21 protein-coding genes are annotated in these 20,176 nt (G+C 46.3%); 15 read left to right on the top strand and 6 right to left on the bottom strand.

The genetic code is table 11. From position 1 onward, the window contains the following. Positions 1-6: 6 nt before the first annotated feature. Positions 7-459 carry a MarR family winged helix-turn-helix transcriptional regulator gene (locus ACMVP2_RS25365; RefSeq protein WP_416865644.1) on the bottom strand — a complete coding sequence of 151 codons (453 nt, stop codon included), beginning with the start codon at positions 457-459 and terminating at the stop codon, positions 7-9. Positions 460-642: 183 nt separating this feature from the next. Between ACMVP2_RS25365 and ACMVP2_RS25360 the strand changes: the two genes are divergently transcribed. From ACMVP2_RS25360 to dapA, 9 genes are read left to right on the top strand one after another with little or no spacing between them, the layout of a single operon-like run. Further along, a complete protein-coding gene (locus ACMVP2_RS25360; RefSeq protein ID WP_416865643.1) occupies positions 643-1,182 on the top strand; it encodes an RNA polymerase sigma factor in 540 nt (179 codons plus the stop codon). A gap of 42 nt (positions 1,183-1,224) precedes the next feature. Then, positions 1,225-1,677: a hypothetical protein gene (locus tag ACMVP2_RS25355; RefSeq protein WP_416865642.1), complete on the top strand. Its 453-nt coding sequence runs from the start codon at positions 1,225-1,227 to the stop codon at positions 1,675-1,677. 10 nt (positions 1,678-1,687) lie between these two features. Next, positions 1,688-2,185 (top strand): hypothetical protein, encoded by a 498-nt coding sequence (locus ACMVP2_RS25350; protein WP_416865641.1) that lies wholly within the window; start codon positions 1,688-1,690, stop codon positions 2,183-2,185. Positions 2,186-2,233: 48 nt separating this feature from the next. Beyond that, a complete protein-coding gene (locus ACMVP2_RS25345; protein ID WP_416865640.1) occupies positions 2,234-3,199 on the top strand; it encodes a hypothetical protein in 966 nt (321 codons plus the stop codon). 30 nt (positions 3,200-3,229) lie between these two features. Beyond that, positions 3,230-4,534: an exodeoxyribonuclease VII large subunit gene (gene xseA, locus ACMVP2_RS25340; RefSeq protein WP_416865639.1), complete on the top strand. Its 1,305-nt coding sequence runs from the start codon at positions 3,230-3,232 to the stop codon at positions 4,532-4,534. Continuing rightward, positions 4,527-4,727 (top strand): exodeoxyribonuclease VII small subunit, encoded by a 201-nt coding sequence (gene xseB / locus ACMVP2_RS25335; protein ID WP_151996680.1) that lies wholly within the window; start codon positions 4,527-4,529, stop codon positions 4,725-4,727. Before xseA ends, xseB begins: the two co-directional genes overlap by 8 nt. 49 nt (positions 4,728-4,776) lie before the next feature. Next, positions 4,777-6,831 (top strand): NAD-dependent DNA ligase LigA, encoded by a 2,055-nt coding sequence (gene ligA / locus ACMVP2_RS25330; protein WP_416865638.1) that lies wholly within the window; start codon positions 4,777-4,779, stop codon positions 6,829-6,831. Beyond that, positions 6,831-7,352, top strand: a complete 522-nt coding sequence (locus tag ACMVP2_RS25325; protein WP_416865637.1) for a DUF6913 domain-containing protein — start codon at positions 6,831-6,833, stop codon at positions 7,350-7,352. The genes ligA and ACMVP2_RS25325 overlap by 1 nt, the downstream gene beginning before the upstream one ends. Beyond that, a complete protein-coding gene (gene dapA, locus ACMVP2_RS25320; RefSeq protein ID WP_416865636.1) occupies positions 7,345-8,220 on the top strand; it encodes a 4-hydroxy-tetrahydrodipicolinate synthase in 876 nt (291 codons plus the stop codon). The genes ACMVP2_RS25325 and dapA overlap by 8 nt, the downstream gene beginning before the upstream one ends. Before the next feature lie 91 nt (positions 8,221-8,311). Here the strand turns inward: dapA and ACMVP2_RS25315 are convergent, their stop codons facing one another. Beyond that, the gene (locus ACMVP2_RS25315; protein ID WP_151996684.1) at positions 8,312-8,485 is read right to left on the bottom strand and encodes a histone H1; all 174 of its coding nucleotides are present in this window, start codon (positions 8,483-8,485) and stop codon (positions 8,312-8,314) included. A gap of 95 nt (positions 8,486-8,580) precedes the next feature. Beyond that, a complete protein-coding gene (locus ACMVP2_RS25310) occupies positions 8,581-9,831 on the bottom strand; it encodes an aminotransferase class I/II-fold pyridoxal phosphate-dependent enzyme (protein WP_416865635.1) in 1,251 nt (416 codons plus the stop codon). A 159-nt stretch (positions 9,832-9,990) separates the two neighbouring features. Here ACMVP2_RS25310 and ACMVP2_RS25305 point away from each other — a divergent pair, with 159 nt between their 5' ends. Genes ACMVP2_RS25305 through ACMVP2_RS25295 form a run of 3 tightly spaced genes read left to right on the top strand, consistent with a single transcriptional unit; the run spans position 9,991 to position 13,345 of the window. Continuing rightward, positions 9,991-11,496, top strand: a complete 1,506-nt coding sequence (locus ACMVP2_RS25305; protein WP_416865634.1) for an acetyl-CoA carboxylase biotin carboxylase subunit — start codon at positions 9,991-9,993, stop codon at positions 11,494-11,496. A 9-nt stretch (positions 11,497-11,505) separates the two neighbouring features. Further along, positions 11,506-12,807: a DUF1015 domain-containing protein gene (locus ACMVP2_RS25300; protein WP_416865633.1), complete on the top strand. Its 1,302-nt coding sequence runs from the start codon at positions 11,506-11,508 to the stop codon at positions 12,805-12,807. Next, a complete protein-coding gene (locus ACMVP2_RS25295; protein ID WP_416865632.1) occupies positions 12,773-13,345 on the top strand; it encodes a Maf family nucleotide pyrophosphatase in 573 nt (190 codons plus the stop codon). The genes ACMVP2_RS25300 and ACMVP2_RS25295 overlap by 35 nt, the downstream gene beginning before the upstream one ends. A 16-nt stretch (positions 13,346-13,361) precedes the next feature. Here ACMVP2_RS25295 and ACMVP2_RS25290 read toward each other — a convergent pair whose 3' ends face one another. After that, the gene (locus ACMVP2_RS25290) at positions 13,362-14,816 is read right to left on the bottom strand and encodes a gluconokinase (protein WP_416865631.1); all 1,455 of its coding nucleotides are present in this window, start codon (positions 14,814-14,816) and stop codon (positions 13,362-13,364) included. Positions 14,817-14,911: 95 nt separating this feature from the next. Here ACMVP2_RS25290 and ACMVP2_RS25285 point away from each other — a divergent pair, with 95 nt between their 5' ends. After that, complete coding sequence (locus ACMVP2_RS25285) at positions 14,912-15,487, top strand: 2'-5' RNA ligase family protein (RefSeq protein WP_339787702.1); 576 nt, start codon at positions 14,912-14,914, stop codon at positions 15,485-15,487. Positions 15,488-15,512: 25 nt separating this feature from the next. Here ACMVP2_RS25285 and ACMVP2_RS25280 read toward each other — a convergent pair whose 3' ends face one another. After that, positions 15,513-16,463 carry a nitrilase family protein gene (locus tag ACMVP2_RS25280; RefSeq protein WP_416865630.1) on the bottom strand — a complete coding sequence of 317 codons (951 nt, stop codon included), beginning with the start codon at positions 16,461-16,463 and terminating at the stop codon, positions 15,513-15,515. A gap of 33 nt (positions 16,464-16,496) precedes the next feature. Next, on the bottom strand, positions 16,497-18,461 hold the full coding sequence (gene nagB, locus ACMVP2_RS25275) for a glucosamine-6-phosphate deaminase (protein WP_416865629.1): 1,965 nt from the start codon (positions 18,459-18,461) through the stop codon (positions 16,497-16,499). Positions 18,462-18,755: 294 nt separating this feature from the next. On the opposite strand from nagB, the gene ACMVP2_RS25270 reads away from it, so the two are divergent. Further along, complete coding sequence (locus ACMVP2_RS25270) at positions 18,756-19,928, top strand: cation:proton antiporter (RefSeq protein WP_416865628.1); 1,173 nt, start codon at positions 18,756-18,758, stop codon at positions 19,926-19,928. Then, positions 19,925-20,176, top strand: a complete 252-nt coding sequence (locus ACMVP2_RS25265) for a glutaredoxin family protein (protein ID WP_317491690.1) — start codon at positions 19,925-19,927, stop codon at positions 20,174-20,176. The genes ACMVP2_RS25270 and ACMVP2_RS25265 overlap by 4 nt, the downstream gene beginning before the upstream one ends.

Here is a 20,176-nt window from a genome sequence, read left to right as displayed (position 1 = left end):
TCTTAGCTAAACAGAGCGGAATTTATCCAGCAAATCATTTAACTGAACAGCTTCTTCCTCTGTCAGGTTGCAGATTTTCTTTTCGTAAACTTCCATTTCGTTATCCATTTCACTCAAAAGCTTCAGTCCTTTGTCGGAAATCAATACGTCGACGGCACGACGGTCGTTAGGGCACTGTTTTCTTATCACCAGTTCCTTGCTTTCAAGTTTATCCACTATCCGGGAGGCATTCGACATCCGGTCAATCATGCGGTCAATGATCAGGTTCACAGTGGATGGCTGCGGATACTGCCCCCTTAGGATACGGAGTACATTGAATTGTGCTGCTGTGATGCCATAGCCTTTAAAAAAAGTATGGTGTTTTTCCCCAACCCAACTAGCCGTATAAAAAAGGTTAATCGTCGCCTTCTGAAACTCGTTTTTAAATTTCGGTTGTTTGATGTCTTCAGCTATTCCCATTTTACTAAATTATATTCCAGGTGCTCTAAATTACTATATAACTCCTTTGCCGACACCTATTTGTAAGAAAACAACGAAAAATATTACGGGATAGTTGTAGGTACATGTATTTTTTATGAAAATAAACCGCTCCCCTCTTTAAACCTTCCATTCGTATCTTTATCTAATAGTTAAAATCTGGTTTTGCAGGAGAAAGACATTCTTGAGAAAATAAGGGATCCATCGTCGAAGCAATTTGGCTTCTCTCTGCTTGTACGCCACTATCAGAAGCCAATGTACGCTGTTGTTAGACGGATGGTGATAGACCATGATGACGCAGACGACGTGCTTCAGGAGGTCTTTTTAAAGGTTTGGAAAGGAATTGATAACTTTAGGGAAGAAGCCAGGCTTTTCACCTGGGTTTATCGGATAGCCAGTAATGAGTGTTTGCAGTTTCTGGCAAAAAAGAAGAGAAGGTTTTTCCTCCCTATTCATGACATAAGCGGAGAATTGTTTGCAAAAGCAGAGCAGTCGCCAGGATTATCTGGTAACGAGATTGAGCTGAAACTGCAAAAGGCTATTTTGAAACTACCGGACAAGCAGCGTCTCGTTTTTAACATGAGGTACTACGACGAGTTGAAGTTTGAGGAGATAGCCAGCATAACCGGCACAAGCGTTGGTGCACTCAAGGCGAGTTATCACCTGGCAGCCAAAAAAATTGAGGAATATGTTACTGCTGATTAAACCTTTAGCTAAGAATAGAATCAAAGTATCAATCGACTTCAGATGAAAAAGTTTAATCTAGACGATATAGAAAAGAAAGAGCCGTTTGAGGCTCCCGAAAAGTACTTCGATGAGTTTCCATTGAAGATGCAGAAAAGGATAGAAGCAAAAACTGCTGGCTCACCAGTGTGGCAGCCCTTGCTTTCTCCCAAATGGTCTTTGTCGGCGCTTGCCATGGTGCTTACGCTGGGTGTTGGACTATTTGTTTGGAACAACAATAAGGCAACGGAGTTAGATTTAAACCCTCTCGATGCCGTAGCCACAGCCGACCTTATCTACTATCTGGAAATCGAATCGGTCAGTGCCGATGAGCTCGTGCAATTGATGGATCATGCTGAAGCAGAAGATTCAATTTGGAATGACGGTGAGCTAAATTTGTTGCCGGAAGGAGAAATGACCGATGAAGAGCTGCTGCAGCTCTATGATCAGTTAAGTACACAGGATGACATCCTTTAATTGAATGATTATGAAACGTTTTACATATATAACCCTAATGATCTTGCTATCGGCCACTTATTTACGGGCGCAGGATCCGGAGGCGATGAAAAAGGTAGAAGCTGCCAAAATTGGAGTGATAACTGAGCGGCTGGGCCTAACACCCGAACAGGCAGAGCAATTCTGGCCTATTTACCGGGAGTTTAGCGAAAAGAGAAGAAGTATTTTGGGAGAGATGAGAAATGCCCGGAGAGATTTCAACCCGCAAACTGCTACTGAAGAAGAAAACAGGGCTATGATGGACCTGAACTTTCAGGTGAAAGAAAGAGAGCTTAATCTGGAAAGAGAATATTCCGAAAAACTGCTCCGGGTGATTAGCACCCGACAGCTGGTTTCGCTGCGGCAGGCTGAAGACGATTTCCGACGCATGGTGCTGGAACAGCTCGAAAGAAGAGCCAGGCAACAAAACATGCGGGAGAATCTTAGGGAAAGAAACCAGGACAGGATTAACGGTAGAAGAGGGAACTGAATTTAGACAATACTGCGTATCATAAGGGGGAGAATACACATTGTCCGTTTGGCATGGGCAAAGCTTGCGTTGGTTGCAGGCTTTGCCTTTTTGAGTTTCAACTCAGCGGCCCAGGAGGACACCACTGCAGTTTATAACCTATCCTATGAAGATTCATTGTCCATTTTTGACGACATGGACTCGCTGTCAATCTTTAGGTTGATCGACAGCGTGCTTTCTGCTACTCAAAAGTCGTCAACATTGAATGTCAGGGTTTCCTACACCAGCAGGGTCACTTCAGCTGGCAGAGATTTTAGCGTGAAACAGTACGGGCTAACGCCGGGTGTTTCCTTTTATCATCACAGCGGTGCATTTGCTGATGTTTCAGGCTACTGGAACAGTCAGTTTGAGCCCAACTATAGCCTGACAGTATTAAGTGTGGGCTATCTTGGGCTTCCTACCAAATGGCTCTCCTATAATATCGCCTTCGAAAGGTCTTTTTATGCACAGACAGTCTCCGATTCTGTCATTACTGCCCCACCCAATGGGCTCAATGGCACCCTATTTTTCGACGCCGACTGGTTGTATGCCACCATCGACTACACGTACCTTTTTGGAAATAACGATGCACACCGCCTTTCCGGCGCTCTGTCTGGGAACATCGTGTTTCGAAAAGTATGGTTCCTCGATAAAATTACGTTGTTTCCCTCTGCCAACTTTCTATTTGGCAACGAGGAGCTAGTCTCCTACCGTTTCAATGTAGACCTTACAGACCCAAGAATCCAGCGTTTGATCAGGCGCTTTCCCAGGTTGCGAAGAAGAGTGCTGACACCCGACACCAGGGATGTGTTTGGCTTGATGAACGTAAGCTTTTCTACCCCCATCTCCCTCAGGTACAAACAGTTTAGCTTGCTTCTCTCCTACACCTACAACATACCCGTTGAGTTGCCCGGGGAGTCGCTGGCTGACACCAAACCCAATAGCTATTTCAGCACAAGCCTGGGTTATATGATTCCACTCCGCCAAAAGAAGTAAGATTCTTTATATTTGGGTTTTCTTGTTCACATGCAGACTGTAACCCTTTCAGAGTTGGCCTTTACTATCAAGGATGCTATTTCCGGCAACCTCGCTCCCTCCTATTGGGTAACAGCCGAAATTGGTGACATGAAGGTGAATGCCAAGGGGCATTGCTACCTTGAACTGCTTGAAAAAGAACAACAGCAGGTGAAAGCCAAACTTCGGGCGGCCATCTGGGCCTACGACTTCAGGAACATCAATCAATGGTTTGAAAAAATAACGGGGAATTCGCTCAGGCAGGGCATTAAGATCCTGGCCAATGCGCAGGTGAGTTTTCACGAAGTATATGGCCTTAACCTGACCATCAAAGATATAGACCCCAACTTCACCATTGGAGAAAGGGAGAGAAAAAAGCAGGAGGTCATATCACGGTTAACTGAAGAGCTCCTTATCGATCGCAACAAAGGTTTGGTGCTTCCGGTTGTTCCACAACGAATTGCCGTCATAAGCTCTTCCACCGCTGCCGGTTATGGCGACTTTTTGCACCAACTGGAAAATAACAAAAAGCACTATGCGGTGTCGACGAAGCTCTTTCCTGTGACTTTGCAGGGGGATGAAGCTGAGCGTGCCATCCTCGGTGCCATCGATGATATTTCCAAAGAAAAAGATGACTTCGATGCTATTGTTGTCATCCGTGGTGGGGGTGCACAGCTCGATTTGGACGTTTTCAACGAATACAATGTTTGTGCGGCCATAGCCAATGCTCCCCTGCCGGTGCTCACAGGCATAGGCCACGAACGGGACGAAACCATTGCCGATATGGTGGCTCACACCCGGCTCAAGACCCCCACCGCTGTGGCCGATTTTATCCTTGAGGGTTTCGAGGCGTTCACCGAGTCTATACAGTGGATGGCAAGCAGGCTTTTGCGGCAGGTTGATGAAGAAATGAGAGGTCAGAAGCACCTGCTGGGGCAACTTTCAAAAGACCTCAACTACCTGGCCAGGCAGCAAATGGCGCAGGGCCTCACCTATATCAACGGTGTTAAAAGAGATATAGCGCAGTCGGCAAAATGGAAGATAGAACGGGAACGAAGCCGCCTTCGAGAAGTTTCCGCTACTACTATTCACACAGTGAACGAGCAGTTGAAGGCCGCAAAAAATCAACTTGTTATGGCGGAGAAGTCGGTTGAAGCAAGCGACCCAAAGAAAGTGTTGGCACGGGGATACAGCATTACCACCCTGGAGGGGAAACTTTTGAAGAACAGTAACTTAAAGAATGGGGATTCCATCGTGACTCACTACAGCCATGGGGTCTTAACGTCTCAAATAAAAAGCCTTAATGACCATGAGTAATATAAAATTGTCTTATTCCGAAGCGTTAGAGGAGCTAAAGGGTATTGTGGAGAAGATAGAAAGTGCCGAATTGGATGTGGATGAAATAACAAAAATGGTTCAGCGGGCGACCGATTTGATCCTCTACTGCAAGGAAAGGCTTACTCACACAGAAGCTCAGCTGACCGAGGCTATGAAAAAATTGGAAGAATGATGCATTTGACGGCTTATTTGTAGAAATTTAGGTGCCTTAATTTGCCATCATGACCAAGGAAGAAGCCAGAGAAGAAATAGCAAGGCTTAGCCAGGAGCTAAACTACCACAACCGCCTTTACTACCAGGAGCACAGGACTGAAATCTCCGATTTTGATTTTGACACATTATTAAAAAAGCTCCAGGAGTTGGAAGCTGCATTTCCTGAGTTTGTGGACGAAAATTCTCCCACACTTCGGGTTGGTGGCACTGTCACCAAAGATTTTGAAACCGTTGAGCATAAGTATCCCATGCTTTCGCTGGGAAACACCTATTCTGAGCAGGAACTCCGTGATTTTGATCAGCGGGTATCCAAAGCATTGGAGGGTGCGCCTTACGAGTATTTCTGCGAAATGAAGTTTGATGGTGTTGCACTCAGCCTTACCTACGAAAACGGTCGTCTTTCCCGGGCCGTGACCAGGGGCGACGGAACAAAGGGCGATGATGTGACCAACAATGCCAGAACCATCCACAGTATCCCGCTGCGACTTGGCAAAGACGGAGACTATCCATCAGCGTTTGAAGTGCGGGGCGAAGTTTTCCTGCCCCGGAAAATGTTCGACAAGATCAATGCTGAAAAGGAAGACATAGGCGAGCCTCTTTTGGCTAATCCAAGAAATACTGCATCAGGCACGCTAAAACAGCAGGATTCAGCAGCAGTGGCCAAGCGCCGCCTCGACTGTTACGTTTACTCACTGCTTGGCGTAGAAAGCCTTATACAAACACACGAGGAAGCAGTGCATTTACTGGAAAAGTGGGGATTCAACGTGTCCCCTACCTACGGAAAATGCGCTACTATAGACGATGTGCTGAAGTACATTGCTGAGTGGGAAACAAAAAGACTTGACTTACCGCTCGATACCGACGGCGTTGTGATTAAAGTGAATGCAATCACTCAGCAGCGGCTGCTAGGCTTTACAGCCAAAAGTCCCCGCTGGGCCATTGCCTACAAATACAAAACACAAAGTGCTATCACCGAGTTGCTCGACATCACCTATCAGGTCGGGAGGACCGGCGCAGTAACTCCGGTGGCAGAATTAAAACCCGTGCTGCTGGCTGGCACCACTGTGAAGCGGGCCTCGTTACACAATGCCAATGAAATTGCCCGACTCGACCTGCGTGTTGGCGACATGGTGTTCGTTGAAAAGGGAGGCGAGATTATCCCCAAAGTAACGGGTGTTGACACGGCACAAAGGAAACCAGGCAGCCAGGCAGTAGTTTATCTTGATAAGTGCCCCGAGTGTGGAACGCCGCTGGTGAGAACCGAGGGTGAGGCAGTGCACTATTGCCCCAACACCGACGGTTGCCCACCGCAGATACAAGGCCGCATCGAGCATTTCATTCAGCGCAATGCCATGAATATCGAAAGCATGGGGCCTGAAACTATTGCTGGCCTGCTCAGTCACAGCCTGATCAAAGACCCAGCGGATATCTATTTCTTGACCTTTGAACAACTTAATGGCCTGGAGTTTTCCAGCTATTCGGAGAAAAAAGGCGATACTGTTACCAGAAGCCTGAGGGAGAAATCTGCCCGCAACATTATCGATGCTATTGAAAAGTCGAAGGAACAGCCTTTCGAAAATGTCCTTTTCGGCATGGGCATCAGGTATGTGGGAAGAACAGTAGCTGAAAAACTGGCGACGCATTTTGGAGGCATCGAGGAAATCAGCAAGGCCAGCTATGAACAGCTGCTGGAGGCACCGGAAATTGGCGAAAGAATTGCTCAGTCGGTGATTGACTTTTTTGGCTCAGGGAAAAATGCCGACTTCATTGACAAACTTTCTGCAGCCGGGTTGAAACTGAAAACGGAAGGTGGGGCATTCGTTGCTGCCAGCGACAAACTGGCCGGACAAACTTTTGTCATTAGCGGCGTGTTCAAAGGTTTTGAACGTGACGATTTGAAGAACATCATTAAACAAAATGGTGGCAAGGTCGTATCCTCAGTCTCGGCCAAGCTCAACTTTCTGGTGGCTGGTGACAATATGGGGCCTGCAAAGCTTGAGAAGGCCAACGAGCTTGGTGTGAAAATTATTTCAGAAGACGACTTCCTAAAAATGATCAACTAATGCTGGGCAAACTATTACTACCGGTTCATACGAAGAATGCAATTAGAAAAAGTACACTGCAAGTGTCACCTGGTTATTCTGATGCAGATCAAATAGGGATCATTTTCAAGTATTTGAACGACGAACACTATGAAAAGGTACTTAGCTTCATTCGCCAAATTCAAATAGATAAAAAAGAAGTGACCACATTGGCTTTCTTCCCAAAAAAGGAAGCCACCTCCCAGTATAGAATTCCACGCTACTCTACTGACAACTTATCTGTGTGGGGTAAGCTAACTTCTGAAGAAATAGACCTATTTTTGACTCGCAACTTTGACTTCCTTATCAATTTAGATACTGAATCTCATGAGTTCGTTGACAACATCTTATCCAGAGCGAATGCAAAGTGTAAGATTGGACACTTTATGGTAGAAAGGAAAGACTTCTACCAACTGATGATACACATTGACCCTTCTACTGACTTCGAGGTATTCCTCGACAAGATTTACTTCTATATCAAAAAACTAAGGGCAAATGCATGATTGGTTAAGTGGGACTGGGGTAGCCCTGATTACTCCTTTTAATGAACAGCTGGAGATAGATTTCGACGCTTTAAAAAAAGTGCTTGATCACGTAAGCGAAGGCGGGGTTGACTACCTGGTGGTGCTGGGCACAACAGGCGAGTCTGTTACTCTTTCTATAGAGGAAAAACACAAAATACTTTCATTCGTTTTCAAGAACAACAGCAAGAACCTGCCCGTTGTGTTTGGCCTTGGTGGCTACGATACCAAAGAGCTTGTAGACTTCATGCCCCAATTGGAGCAATATCCATTAAAGGCCCTGCTCTCCGTAACACCTTATTATAACAAACCCAACCAGGCAGGTTTACTACAGCATTTCACCTACCTGGCTGACCATAGCAAGCTGCCCATCATTCTATACAACGTACCAGGAAGGACTGGCTGCAACATTAAAGCGTCAACTACACTGGAGCTGGCAAAGCATCCCAATATCATCGCTATCAAAGAAGCCTCAGGCGATTTGGTGCAGTGCATAGAAGTTGCCCGGTCAATGCCTGAGGGCTTTCAGCTGATATCGGGAGATGACGTGTTAACTGTACCCATACTTTCGATTGGAGGTAGCGGTGTGATATCGGTCATAGCCAATGCATTCCCAGCTGAGTTCAGTGGGATGGTTCGTCATTCGCTGGCCGGAGAGGCGGCAAAGGCGAGCGCAGCTTTACACAAATTGTATGAAGTAATTCAGCTAACTACTGAAGAAGGAAACCCTACGGGCATCAAGGCCATCGTAAGCGCTCTTGGCATTGGCAACGATCGGGTGAGAATGCCTTTGGTTTCAGCGAGTAGCACACTGAAAGCCAGGATCAGGTCTGCTATCAGCAGTATCTGAAAACCCCACTTATTGTTGGCACAAAAAAAGGCCTTCGGAAAACTTCCGAAGGCCATAGATTCCTTTATAAGTAAGCAGGTTATATAACTAATTAACCGTTTTTCTTGTTCTGAACCTCAATTCTAATTTCTTGAGCTAAGTTCTTCAGCTCTTGCATGCCTTTACGTACTCTCGTACCGGCAGCTTGGTTTTCTTTGTCATAAAATTTCACGAAGTCTCCTTCAAGTGACATAACTAAATCTCTGATTTGGTCAAATCTTTTCATATGTAAGAATTTTAGGTTATTGATGAATTAAAAAGGTTGAGCAATATAAATAAATTGTTTAAAAATGCATATCCCGAGTGCTAATTTGTGGAAAACTATCCAACTGTAGCACCTTTTGACCCTGCTTTTGCATAGATTCCTTCATCTAATTTGCCTTTAACTTTTTCAAAGGCGGCAATGGTCACCTTAACGTCTTCCAGGGAATGCACAGCAGTTGGGATAATGCGGAGCATAATCACTCCTTTGGGAACCACTGGATAAACAATCATTGAGCAGAAAATTCCATGATTAGTTCGCAGGTCTCTTACAAGGTTTGCGGCCTCATAAAGATCACCCTTTAGCAATACCGGCGTTACCGGTGAAGTGGTAGTTCCAATGTTAAATCCTTTGGCCCGAAAGCCGTCTTGCACAGCATGAACAATCTTCCAAAGGTTATCCTTGTGTTGAGGTTGAGTCCTTAGTATTTCCAATCTCTTAAGGCCACCAATGATCAAAGGCATTGGGATAGACTTGGCATAAATTTGAGACCTGGTATTGTAACGAAGGAAGTCGATAATTTCTGCTTCACCAGCCACAAAAGCACCGATGCTCGCCATAGACTTGGCGAAGGTAGAAAAGTAAAGGTCGATTTGATCCTGAACTCCCTGCTCCTCTCCTGTGCCAGCACCCGTTTTGCCCATTGTACCAAAACCATGTGCATCATCCACAAGAAGCTTGAAGTTGTATTTGCTCTTGAGTGCTGCAATACCTTTCAGGTTACCCTGGTTGCCACTCATTCCGAATACACCTTCTGTAATGACAAGGATACCACCACCAGATTCTTCGGTAAGCTTCGTAGCTCTTTGCAGTTGCTTCTCAAGACTGACCATGTCGTTGTGTGGATACACAAAACGCTTACCAATATGCAAACGAAGGCCATCTATGATACAGGCATGCGATTCTGCATCGTATACGATAACATCTTTTCTATCAACAAGAGCATCTATTACAGACATGATTCCCTGATAACCGTAGTTCAGCAGCATCACATCATCCTTCTCTTCAAACTTGGCTAACTCTTTCTCAAGTTGCTCATGGTAGTTTGAATTACCAGTCATCATTCTCGCACCCATTGGATAACCAAGTCCCCAGTTGGCAGCTGCCTCGGCATCTACTTTTCTCACCTCCGGGTGGTTAGCCAAACCAAGGTAGTTGTTGAGACTCCAGGTAAGTACCTCCTGGCCTTTGAACATCATTCTTGGAGCGATTTCCCCTTCAAGTTTGGGGAACATGTAGTAATTATCATCGATGAACTTATGACGACCTAGTGGTCCCTTGTCCTGAAGAAGTTTCTCAAAAAGATCCATTTATTAGTTTAGCGTTATCTGTGCGAGTTTTTCAAAAAACACACAAATCTAATAGGAATAATTCGGCATATCAAACCAACTTTAAATAATACATGGGGAGTTTAGAATTTATAATTGAAATAAGTAGCATTGTGCTCACTGACTGTCAAAACAACATCAATGCCCAACATTAAGAAGATATTAATTGCCAACAGAGGCGAAATAGCCCTGCGAGTGATGCGGACAGCCCGGGAAATGGGGATAAAGACTGTTGCGATATACAGCGAAGCTGATCGGAAGGCCTTGCATGTTCGCTATGCCGATGAAGCATTCTGCGTTGGGCCACCTCCATCCAAAGAATCCTACCTTCGGATGGACGCCATCATTGACGTGGCAGAACAAGCTGGGGCTGACGCCATTCACCCCGGATATGGTTTTCTCTCCGAGAACGCTGCCTTTGCTGCGAAAGTAGCGAAGGCCGGACTTATCTTCATTGGCCCCTCTCCTGCTTCCATTGAGGTGATGGGCAGCAAGCTGGCGGCCAAGGAGGCTGTTTCTCATTACAACATACCCATGGTGCCGGGTATCCAGACTGCGATCACAGATATACCTAAAGCCAAAAAGCAGGCTGCCGAAGTGGGCTACCCAATACTCATCAAGGCAAGCGCCGGTGGTGGTGGCAAGGGAATGAGGATTGTGAACGAGGAGAGTGAATTTGAAGAACAAATGCAACGGGCCATCAGCGAAGCAGAATCAGCTTTTGGAGACGGTGCAGTTTTTATTGAAAAATACATCACCTCGCCACGACACATAGAGGTACAGGTGCTGGGCGACCAGCATGGCAATGCCATCCATCTTTTTGAAAGAGAATGCAGTATTCAGCGGCGACATCAAAAGGTCATTGAGGAAGCACCTTCTTCAGTTTATGGTGAAGAGAAAAGAAAGGCTATCGGCGAGGCAGCCGTGAGAGTGGCCAAAGCATGCGACTATTATGGCGCTGGAACCGTCGAATTCATAGTAGATGAAAATCTGGATTTCTTCTTTCTTGAAATGAACACCCGCTTGCAGGTAGAGCATCCGGTCACCGAGCAGATTACAGGAATAGACCTTGTTCGACAGCAAATATTGGTTGCGGAAGGCAAGCCGTTGGAAATTAAACAAGAGGACTTAAAAATACACGGCCACTCACTGGAAGTGAGGGTATACGCAGAAGACCCTGCCAATAGCTTCTTGCCCGACATCGGAAAGCTGGTTACCTATGTGCGCCCCCAGGGGCTTGGTGTACGGGTAGACGATGGCTTTGAAGAAGGCATGGACATACCTATTTACTATGACCCCATGATTGCCAAGCTGACCGTGCATGCCGAAACAAGAGAACTTGCCATCGGAAGAATGCTCAGGGCCATACACGAGTACAAAATATCAGGCATAAAAACGACGCTGCCATTCTGCAGTTTTGTTCTTCAACATGAGGCCTTTGCATCGGGAAATTTCGATACCCGGTTTGTTGAGAAATATTTCACTCCGGCGTCGCTGGATCTCGGCCTAACAGACGAGGAAGCGCAGATAGCAGCCCTCCTGGGGGTAAAGCAAATAGCTGTCTATCAAAACGATTCGATGAAAAATGCATCCAGTTCCCCGTCGGATGCAAAGGTGAGCCGGTGGAAACAAAGAGCAAAACTGTAGCAGAAAGGAATGGCAGAGATAAGACCCTTTAAAGCCTGGAGATACAATTACAAGCTGCGAAAACAAATTGACGAACTAACTTCCCCTCTTTTCGACGTTGTTTCTGAGAAGCAAAGGGCCAGGTTGTACCAAAACCCGCACAATAGCATCCATTTGTCGGTGCCCCAGGGAGAAAACGCCGCCTGGAAAGCAGGGCAAACGCTCCGGCAGTGGAAGGACGAAAAAGTAATTGTTCAGGACATGGTGCCGGGCATTTATAGCTACTACCAGTATTTTACCTTGCCAGGCGACACCAAAGAATACTGCCGCAAAGGTTTTATTGCGTTTATCAGGGCCTACGACTGGGTAGATAAAGTGCTGATGCGACACGAAAGCACGATGCCGCATTCTGTTGACGACAGGGTGGCCATTCTTGAAGAAACGAAACTCAACGTGAGCCCCACGCACGGTTTGTATACCGACCCCGACTTCCAGATAGAGGCTATGCTGGATGCCAGCATACAACGACCAATTTATGAAGCAGAGGACTATCAGGGAGTACGGGATGTCCTGGGTGTAGTGAACGATGCGGAATCGATTCGAAAAATCGTTTCCATCATGAAAGACAAGCAGATAATACTGGCGGACGGACACCACCGGTATGAAGGATCGTTGAGGTACAAAAAAATGCAATTGGCGAAAGAACCGACGGCTACCGGCAAAGAAGCCTTCAATTACCACATGATGTACTTCACCAACACGGAGGCGCACGATTTAAGAATTTTGCCTACCCATCGCCTGCTGAAAAACATCCCCGACTTTGCCCCGGCCCAACTTCTCGAAAAGTTGGCACCTTATTTTATTATTAAACCGGTGGAAAACGCTTCCGATGTCAATGAGATCATTCTCGGTAAGCAATGGGCTTTTGGTTTACTCATGGGTGACGAGGCTTACAAAATACGACTCAAGCCAGAGTGCATCGACCTCATTGACTGGAACTTTCCTGATAAAATCAAAGAGCTTGATTTGACGGTGATGCACTACTTTATTTTTGAAAAGATACTGGGCATTGCAGGCAAAGACCAAACGAGATCCGAAAAGATATCGTTCGAACGAAATTTTACGGAATGTCATTCGAGTGTATTGAGCGGAGAGGCGCAGTTTGCGGTCATCACCAAGGACATATCTATCGAAACAATCAAAGAAGTGTGTTTGAGTGGGTATACCCTCCCTCAAAAGTCTACTTATTTTTACCCCAAAGTCATTTGCGGTTTTCTGTTTGGATCCATTCAAGAAGATGAATTTACGTCACCCTTTGATTCTAGCTTCTAACTCCCCCAGGAGGCAACAGCTGCTGAGAGAAGCCGGCTTTGGTTTTGAAGTCTACACCGAGCAGGTGGATGAAAGCTATCCGGATAGCATCGAAAAAACCGGTGTGGGTGAATACCTGGCCAGGAAAAAAAGCGCCTTTTACGGCAAAAAAATTTCCAATGCCATCATTGTCACAGCCGATACGACAGTTGTACTGGATAACCAGCTTTTGGAAAAACCAGCCGACGAGAAAGAGGCTTTTGAAATGCTTACCAGGCTATCGGGCAGGTCGCATGATGTAATTACTGGCGTCTGTATTGCTGCACCGGACGGCCTTGATTCTTTCTCGGTATCGACCCGGGTAACCTTCAAAGAGTTGGCCAATGATGAGATTGATTATTACATCAGTAACTACAAACCGTTCGACAAGGCAGGTGCCTATGGTATACAGGAGTGGATTGGCATGATTGGCATCACCGGCATAGAAGGTTCTTATTTTAATGTGGTGGGCTTGCCCATTCAGGAAGTATACCAAAGGCTACTAAAGTACCGTTTGTGAGCGGCCCATTGGCACTTTAGTTGAACTCATCTTTCAGTCTGCCGTAGATTCTCTTCGATTTTTCCAGGCTATTCCTGTACACCTCTGCCTCCGACGGGTCGGGCAAAAACTCCTTTTCAAAATGCACCAGCTTCGACGCATCTTTCAAATCCTTCAGTTCACCAATGGCATGCATGCCAAGAATAGCCGCTCCAAATGCCGAACTTTCAGCAGAATTGCACAGCCAACAAGGCTTCTGAAGCACATTGGAAAGCGTTTGAATCAGGTAGTCCGACTTGGCAAAGCCGCCGCTAACTACCACTTTTTCTACCTCACCCGTTACCTGGTCAACAGTTTCCGCAATATGATGAGCAGCCTGGAAAACTCCTTCCCACACGGCCTTATAGAAATGATTTTTCGTGTGGTTCATCTGTACGCCGAAAAACACACCCTTTGATTCCGGATCCCATATCGGCGCTCTTTCACCAAGCAGGTAAGGGAGAAAAATCAAACCGTCACTGCCGGGCCTTACCGATCGCAGCGCCTGTTCGTCAAACTCCCCATCGCCAAATTCTTTTTCGAACCACTGGGCCACCACACCGCCATTGTTAGAAGGCCCGCCAACAACGTACAAGTCACTTGTGAGGATGTAGTTGAATACACTTTGCTTTTCGTCTCTGACAAATTTGTCTATAGTCTTGCGGTAGGCGCTGCTGGTGCCAATAGTGAGCGAGGCGGTGGTTGTATCAAGCACACCTGATCCCAGGTTGGCCAGGCAGCCATCACTGGCCCCGATAATCACCGGAGTATCCACTTCGACACCAAGCTGCTGAGCTATGCCAGCTTTGAGTTTCGGGAGAATTGTCGTTGTTGGTAATACGGCAGGCAATTGTGAACCTTTTATGCCCGCCACTTGCAATGCCAGGTCATTCCATTTTGTCTGCTCGTTATTGTATAAGCCGGTGGCTGAAGCCAGCGACTGATCCAACAGGTACTCCCCTGTCCATCTATGGATAATGTACTCCTTGATCGAAACAAATTTCTCTGCCCGCTGCATCAGGTCCGGACGGTTCTTTTGCAGCCATAGCATTTTGCACAGCGGCGACATGGGGTGAATGGGTGTACCTGACGCAAAATAGATGGCAGCCCCTTCTTTACTGGCTTTTAGTTGTCTGGCTTCTTTGTCGCTTCGATTGTCCGCCCAAATAATCAGGTTCGTTATAGGTTCTCCATTTTTGCCTATCAGCATCAGCCCGTGCATGGCCGACGAGATGCTTACAGCCATCGGCTTTTCACCTAACTGTTCAACAAGCGTTTTCAGCGCAGCTTCCGACGCATTGACAATTTGTCCAGGGTCTTGTTCAAACCAACCTTCCTGCGGAGAAATAAGAGGGTAATTATTATTGACTACTTTGAGCTGCCTGCCATCAACGCCAAATGCTACTGCCTTTGTGCTGGTAGTGCCAATGTCTAAACCTATGAGGTACTGCATCCAATTGTGTTCGAAAAACTATGATCTGTAAACTTATGGCGAATTAAATCGTTTCTTTTTACTAATATGAAAACCAAGACTAAAATTTGATCCAGATGAGCGAAAGTTCTTCCTTGTTTCCAGCCCAGAGAAGTCAACAGGTATTCGAATATTTGTTTTTGATCCATTTAAAAGAAATAGAAAAAGACATTGTGGTATTGAAAGATCGTGTCTTTAACGCAATCGGCAGCAGGTATGCAGGGCATCATTCCACGCCGCACATTTCTCTTTTTAACATTTCCAGCACTGATCAAATGGATCACATGCTGGAACTGATGAATATTAGTTGGATGCCCTCCTTTCAGGTAGATGTTAATGGTTTTGACTACTACTCTCACGGGCAAAAAAGTAGAACGCTTTACGTGAACATAGAGAGAAAGGACAGCATCGTTTACCTTCAAAAGTGGCTGGCTAACTTCTTCAGGCTGCGAAAGCATAGCTACGATCCGCACATTACCCTCGGGCGAACTATTCCCCTCGATTTGTTTGAGAAAGCCTGGGATGATATCAAAAACCTGCGCTTTCAGAAGTCTTTTACTTGCGACAGGCTGGTGGTGCTCAAGAGAAAACAGCAAAAAGAAGACCCTTTAAAGTGGGGCCCTTACAGGGAGATTATGCTGGCAAGCAATTAAAAAGACGGTTGATCGTCAACAAGGGCTAAGGTTTCAACCAGGTAGGCTGAGTACTTGATTGATGCTCTTTGCCGATAATATCTTTATAGAGTGAAGGTCTCCTGGCCTTTCTGTAACGATAGCCACCGGCAAGTGTAAGCTTTTCGGGTGTTATGGTCGCCAGGCTTATCTCATCTTCAAAGCTCTTGATTTCAGTTAAAATATCCCCATACGGGTCAAGGATAAGAGAATTGCCATTTTTCAGGTGCTCGCCGTCATAGCCAATAGGGTTTGTGAAAACGTAGTACACACCATTGTCATAAGCCCTTGCCGGCAGCCAGCGGAGCAGCCAGGCCCTTCCTTTCGGACCATCAAACTCCATACGAAGTGGCACAGGATCGGTGTCTCTTTTTTGCCAGAGAGCATCGTCGACATAACCTCTGCCTGGCATGGCAGACGGCGTACACATGGTTACGTGAGGCGCAAAAATGACCTCGGCACCCAATAGTGCGGTAGCCCTCACATTTTCTACTACATTGTTATCGTAGCAAATCAGGATGCCACATTGCCAACCCAGCAGGTCGAAAACAACATACTCGTTGCCGGGACTCAGGTATTCACTAATAAATGGATGAAGCTTACGAAACCTGGCTATCACACCATCTTTTGTTGCACACACATAGGTGTTATATACTTTATCCCCGTCAAGTTCCACAAGGCCAGCCAACACTGCTATATTGTGTTTTCTGGAAATGTTTATCAACTGCTGACAGCTTGGGCCACCTGGAACCGACTCAGCCAGGGCAAATACCTCATCCTTTGAAAGGTTCTTGAAAAACGTGTAGGCCGTCACCGACATTTCATGAAAGCTGATGACGTCGGCACCCCTGTCGCTGGCTGTTTTGGCGAGCTTGTCAATGACCGAGAGGTTGTAAGCCTTGTCGCCATCCTTAGGTTGAAATTGGGCGACTGCAATCTTAATTGGCTTCTTTTCCATAAAAAAGTAAAGGGGCTTAGCGCCCCCTTTTCGTTAAAAATAATACCTTCTGAATGCTTCAATGGCTTCGTACTCAGCCAGGCCAAGTAAATCGTAAATCCTGGCGGTGTCGTGGTTTCTGTCTTCGGCCCGTTGCCAGAACTCTCTGGCGTCGTTGCCCGGGAACACAGCAGCGTCCTTCTGCGACTGGTGTTTGAAGATGGCCTTTCGCTTCCTCATGAGTTCGTCAGGGCTAATAGGCACAGCCATGTCGATGTTCTCAATCTCCCATTCCTGCCACGCACCTCTGTAGAGCCAAACCCTGCAGTCATCCATCCATTTCTCACCCTTCATTCTGTCAACTGCCTGAATGATGGCATCAAGACATACCCTGTGTGTGCCGTGTGGATCCGACAAGTCACCCGCTGCGTAGATCTGGTGAGGCTTCACCTTGTCAAGTAAGTCCATGATGAGCTTAATGTCGTCTTCGCCAATAGGTTTCTTTCTCACCTTACCTGTTTCGTAGAACGGCATGTCCAGAAAGTGCATTTGCTCATCAGGAATGCCGACATACCTGGCACCCGCTTTGGCCTCTGAACGCCTTATCAAGGCTTTGATCTTCATCACTTCTGGTGTGTCTACCTCTCCTGGCTTTTTCTTTTTCAAAGCTTCCTTCACTCCTTTATAGAGATCTGTTTCCTGAGGATTGGAATAGTTGAACTCTTTTCTCAAGTCACGGAAAAAGTCAGCAAAACGAATCACATCATCGTCGAACACCGCAATATTACCAGATGTCTGGTAAGCTACATGAACCTCATGTCCCTGGTCGACCAACCTGATAAACGTACCTCCCATGCTGATTACATCGTCGTCGGGGTGTGGACTGAAGATGATCGCACGTTTTGTGGCAGGCATTGCCCTTTCCGGTCTGTGTGTATCGTCGGCATTGGGCTTGCCGCCCGGCCACCCTGTGATAGTGTGCTGCAGCTCGTTGAACAACCTGATGTTGATCTGGTAGGCGGGGCCATGCTCGGTCACCAAATCGCTCATGCCATGCTCTGCATAATCTCTGTCGGTGAGCTTGAGGACAGGCTTTTCCATCTTCTGGCAAAGCCAGATAATAGCCTTCTTCGATAAGTAATCATCCCAGGTAACCTCACCCACCAGCCATGGGGTTTTCACTCTTGTGAGCTCTGCTGAAGCAGAAATGTCGAGATAAAATTGGGTGTTTGAATGACGCTGGAGGTAAGTAGCAGGTACCTGCTCCGAAACTTCGCCCTCAATTGTTCTTGCTATAACTTTGGCTTTCCCTTCGCCCCAGGCCATCAGAATGATCTTCTTGGCTTTCATAATAGTGCCAACACCCATGGTAATGGCGTGGCGTGGCACGTTCTCCTGTGCAAAAAAGTCACTTGCAGCATCCACCCTTGTGATGTGGTCGAGGGTGATCATTCTTGTTGGAGAGGTTATTGAAGAACCTGGCTCGTTGAAACCGATGTGACCTGTGCGGCCAATGCCCAACAGCTGAAGGTCAATGCCCCCTACGCTGTCAATTTTCGCCTCATAATTCCTACAGTATTCGTAAACATTCTCTTTGGCTACGGTGCCGTCAGGTATATTTACGTTGGCCATGTCTATGTCCACATGGTCAAAAAGGTACTCCTTCATGAACCGCACGTAGCTCTGCAACTCATTTGGTTGCATAGGAAAGTACTCATCAAGGTTGAATGTGATCACATTTTTGAAGCTGAGCCCCTCTTCCTTATGCATTCTTACCAACTGGTTGTACACCTGCGTTGGTGTGGAACCGGTGGCAAGTCCCAGCACACACTTTTCTCCTTTGGCAGCTTTGGACTTGATCAGCTCAGCAATTTCCCTGGCCACGGTCAGCGATGCCAGCTGACTGGTAGGCAGAATCTCTGTGGGAATCCTCTCAAAACGTGTCAGTTCCTTTTTATCTACTGTTCTGATGTCAGGCACAGCGACGAAGTCGTATCCTTTGGCGGTTTTTGTTGTCATCTTGGTGTCGTTTGTTTCCAAATCTGTTGCAAGGTATAAAAAATGTGTGCGCACACAAAGCTATTTGAAAGCATTTTTTGTTTTTTTTTCAATCTTCTGGGCTTCTACTATCGCCGGCCCTTAGGGCAACCCTTCACTCCCGCTCCGGCACAGCCTTCTCTGCTGAGCGTTGCCCTTTATATTCAATTCTCCGGCGTGAGCCTTTCAAATTACTACTTCTGCGATTGAATTTTTGCTATTGTTGGAAATTTCATGAAATTTTAGACAAAAGCATACCACCAACCCAGTTCCCTTATGCATCTTCCTATTTTACTTACTATAGGTATAATTTTCGGTATAACTATCCTGGTTGTACTTATCTGTAATTATTTTAAAATCCCCTATCTCGTTGGTTTTCTGCTCACCGGAATCATTGTAAGCCCCACCACCTTCGGTATCTTAAATGGTGCTACCGAAGTGGAAGTATTTGCGGAAATTGGGGTCATTCTTCTTCTGTTTTCCGTTGGGCTTGAGTTTTCCATCAAGAACCTCCTGAAAATTAAGAAATATGTCCTGGTGGGAGGCACACTGCAAGTGATATTCACAATTCTGCTTTCAACGCTTCTTTCAAAGCTATTCGGTGTGTCATGGAACCAGGCGGTATTTCTGGGCTTTATTGTCACTTGCAGCAGCACTGCCATAGTGATCAAACAGCTTCAGGACAGAATAGAAATTCCAACCGACCACGGCAAGCTGATCCTTGCCATTCTGTTGTTTCAAGACATTGCCATCGTTCCCATGATGCTTTTGGTTCCTATCCTGTCGGGGCAGAGTAGCGATTGGGTCATGGACATAGCCATCCTGGTACTGAAGCTTGGGGCGCTTTTAGCAGGTGCTGTGCTGGCTGCCCGATACCTGATACCGCCGTTTCTGGCCACAGTAATGAAAACAAAAAGCCAGGAGGTTTTCCTGATCGCTACCATTTTTATTGTTTGCATGATAACCACGATCACTTCCTACCTTGGACTTTCGCTGGCGCTGGGTGCGTTTATAGCAGGATTGATCGTGGCTGAAACTGACTACAACAAACTGGCCATCAGCTGCTTTTTACCATTCAGGTACGTCTTTATCAGCTTCTTTTTTATATCACTTGGTATGCTCCTCGATTATCGGGTCTTTCTTGAAAACCCTTTGCTTGTGATGATGGGTGTATTTCTCATTCTCATCGTCAAGTTCTTCGGTGGCTTCCTTGCTGGAAAATCGCTACGTGTATCCACTAAAACGGCAATCATTTCTTCGCTCATGATCATGCAAATCGGAGAGTTTTCGTTCATCCTTGTGAAAGCCGGCTTCAATCAGGGGTTGATTTCAGAAACGAACTTTAAAGTTTTCATTCCGGTTGCTATCATAACAATGGCTATTACTCCGCTGGTCATTCAAAATGCAGACAGACTTTCTAATATTTTTGCCAAAACCTCTTCCGTATGAGCGAAAAGCCAAAACTTTATGGCGCCGACTGGTGCCCAAAAACATCAGGGTTTCGTAATTACCTGCAAAGTGAGTGGGTAGACTTCGAATTTCTGGACATCGAAAAAGATGACAAGGCAATGGAGGAAGTGAAGGCGATGAACGGAGGGCAGGTCAAATTCCCGATGGTAGTAGTGGGCGACGATAAAATGAAAAACCCTCCCATAGAAAAACTACGGGAGAGCTTGAAAAGAAACAAGTTGGTCTGA

Origin of the sequence: Imperialibacter sp. (genome assembly GCF_048007035.1) — a bacterium.
In the GTDB taxonomy this organism is placed as follows: Bacteria; Bacteroidota; Bacteroidia; order Cytophagales; family Cyclobacteriaceae; genus Imperialibacter.
Note: the sequence above shows the minus strand (reverse complement) of the source record. Positions and strands in the feature narration are given on the sequence as shown.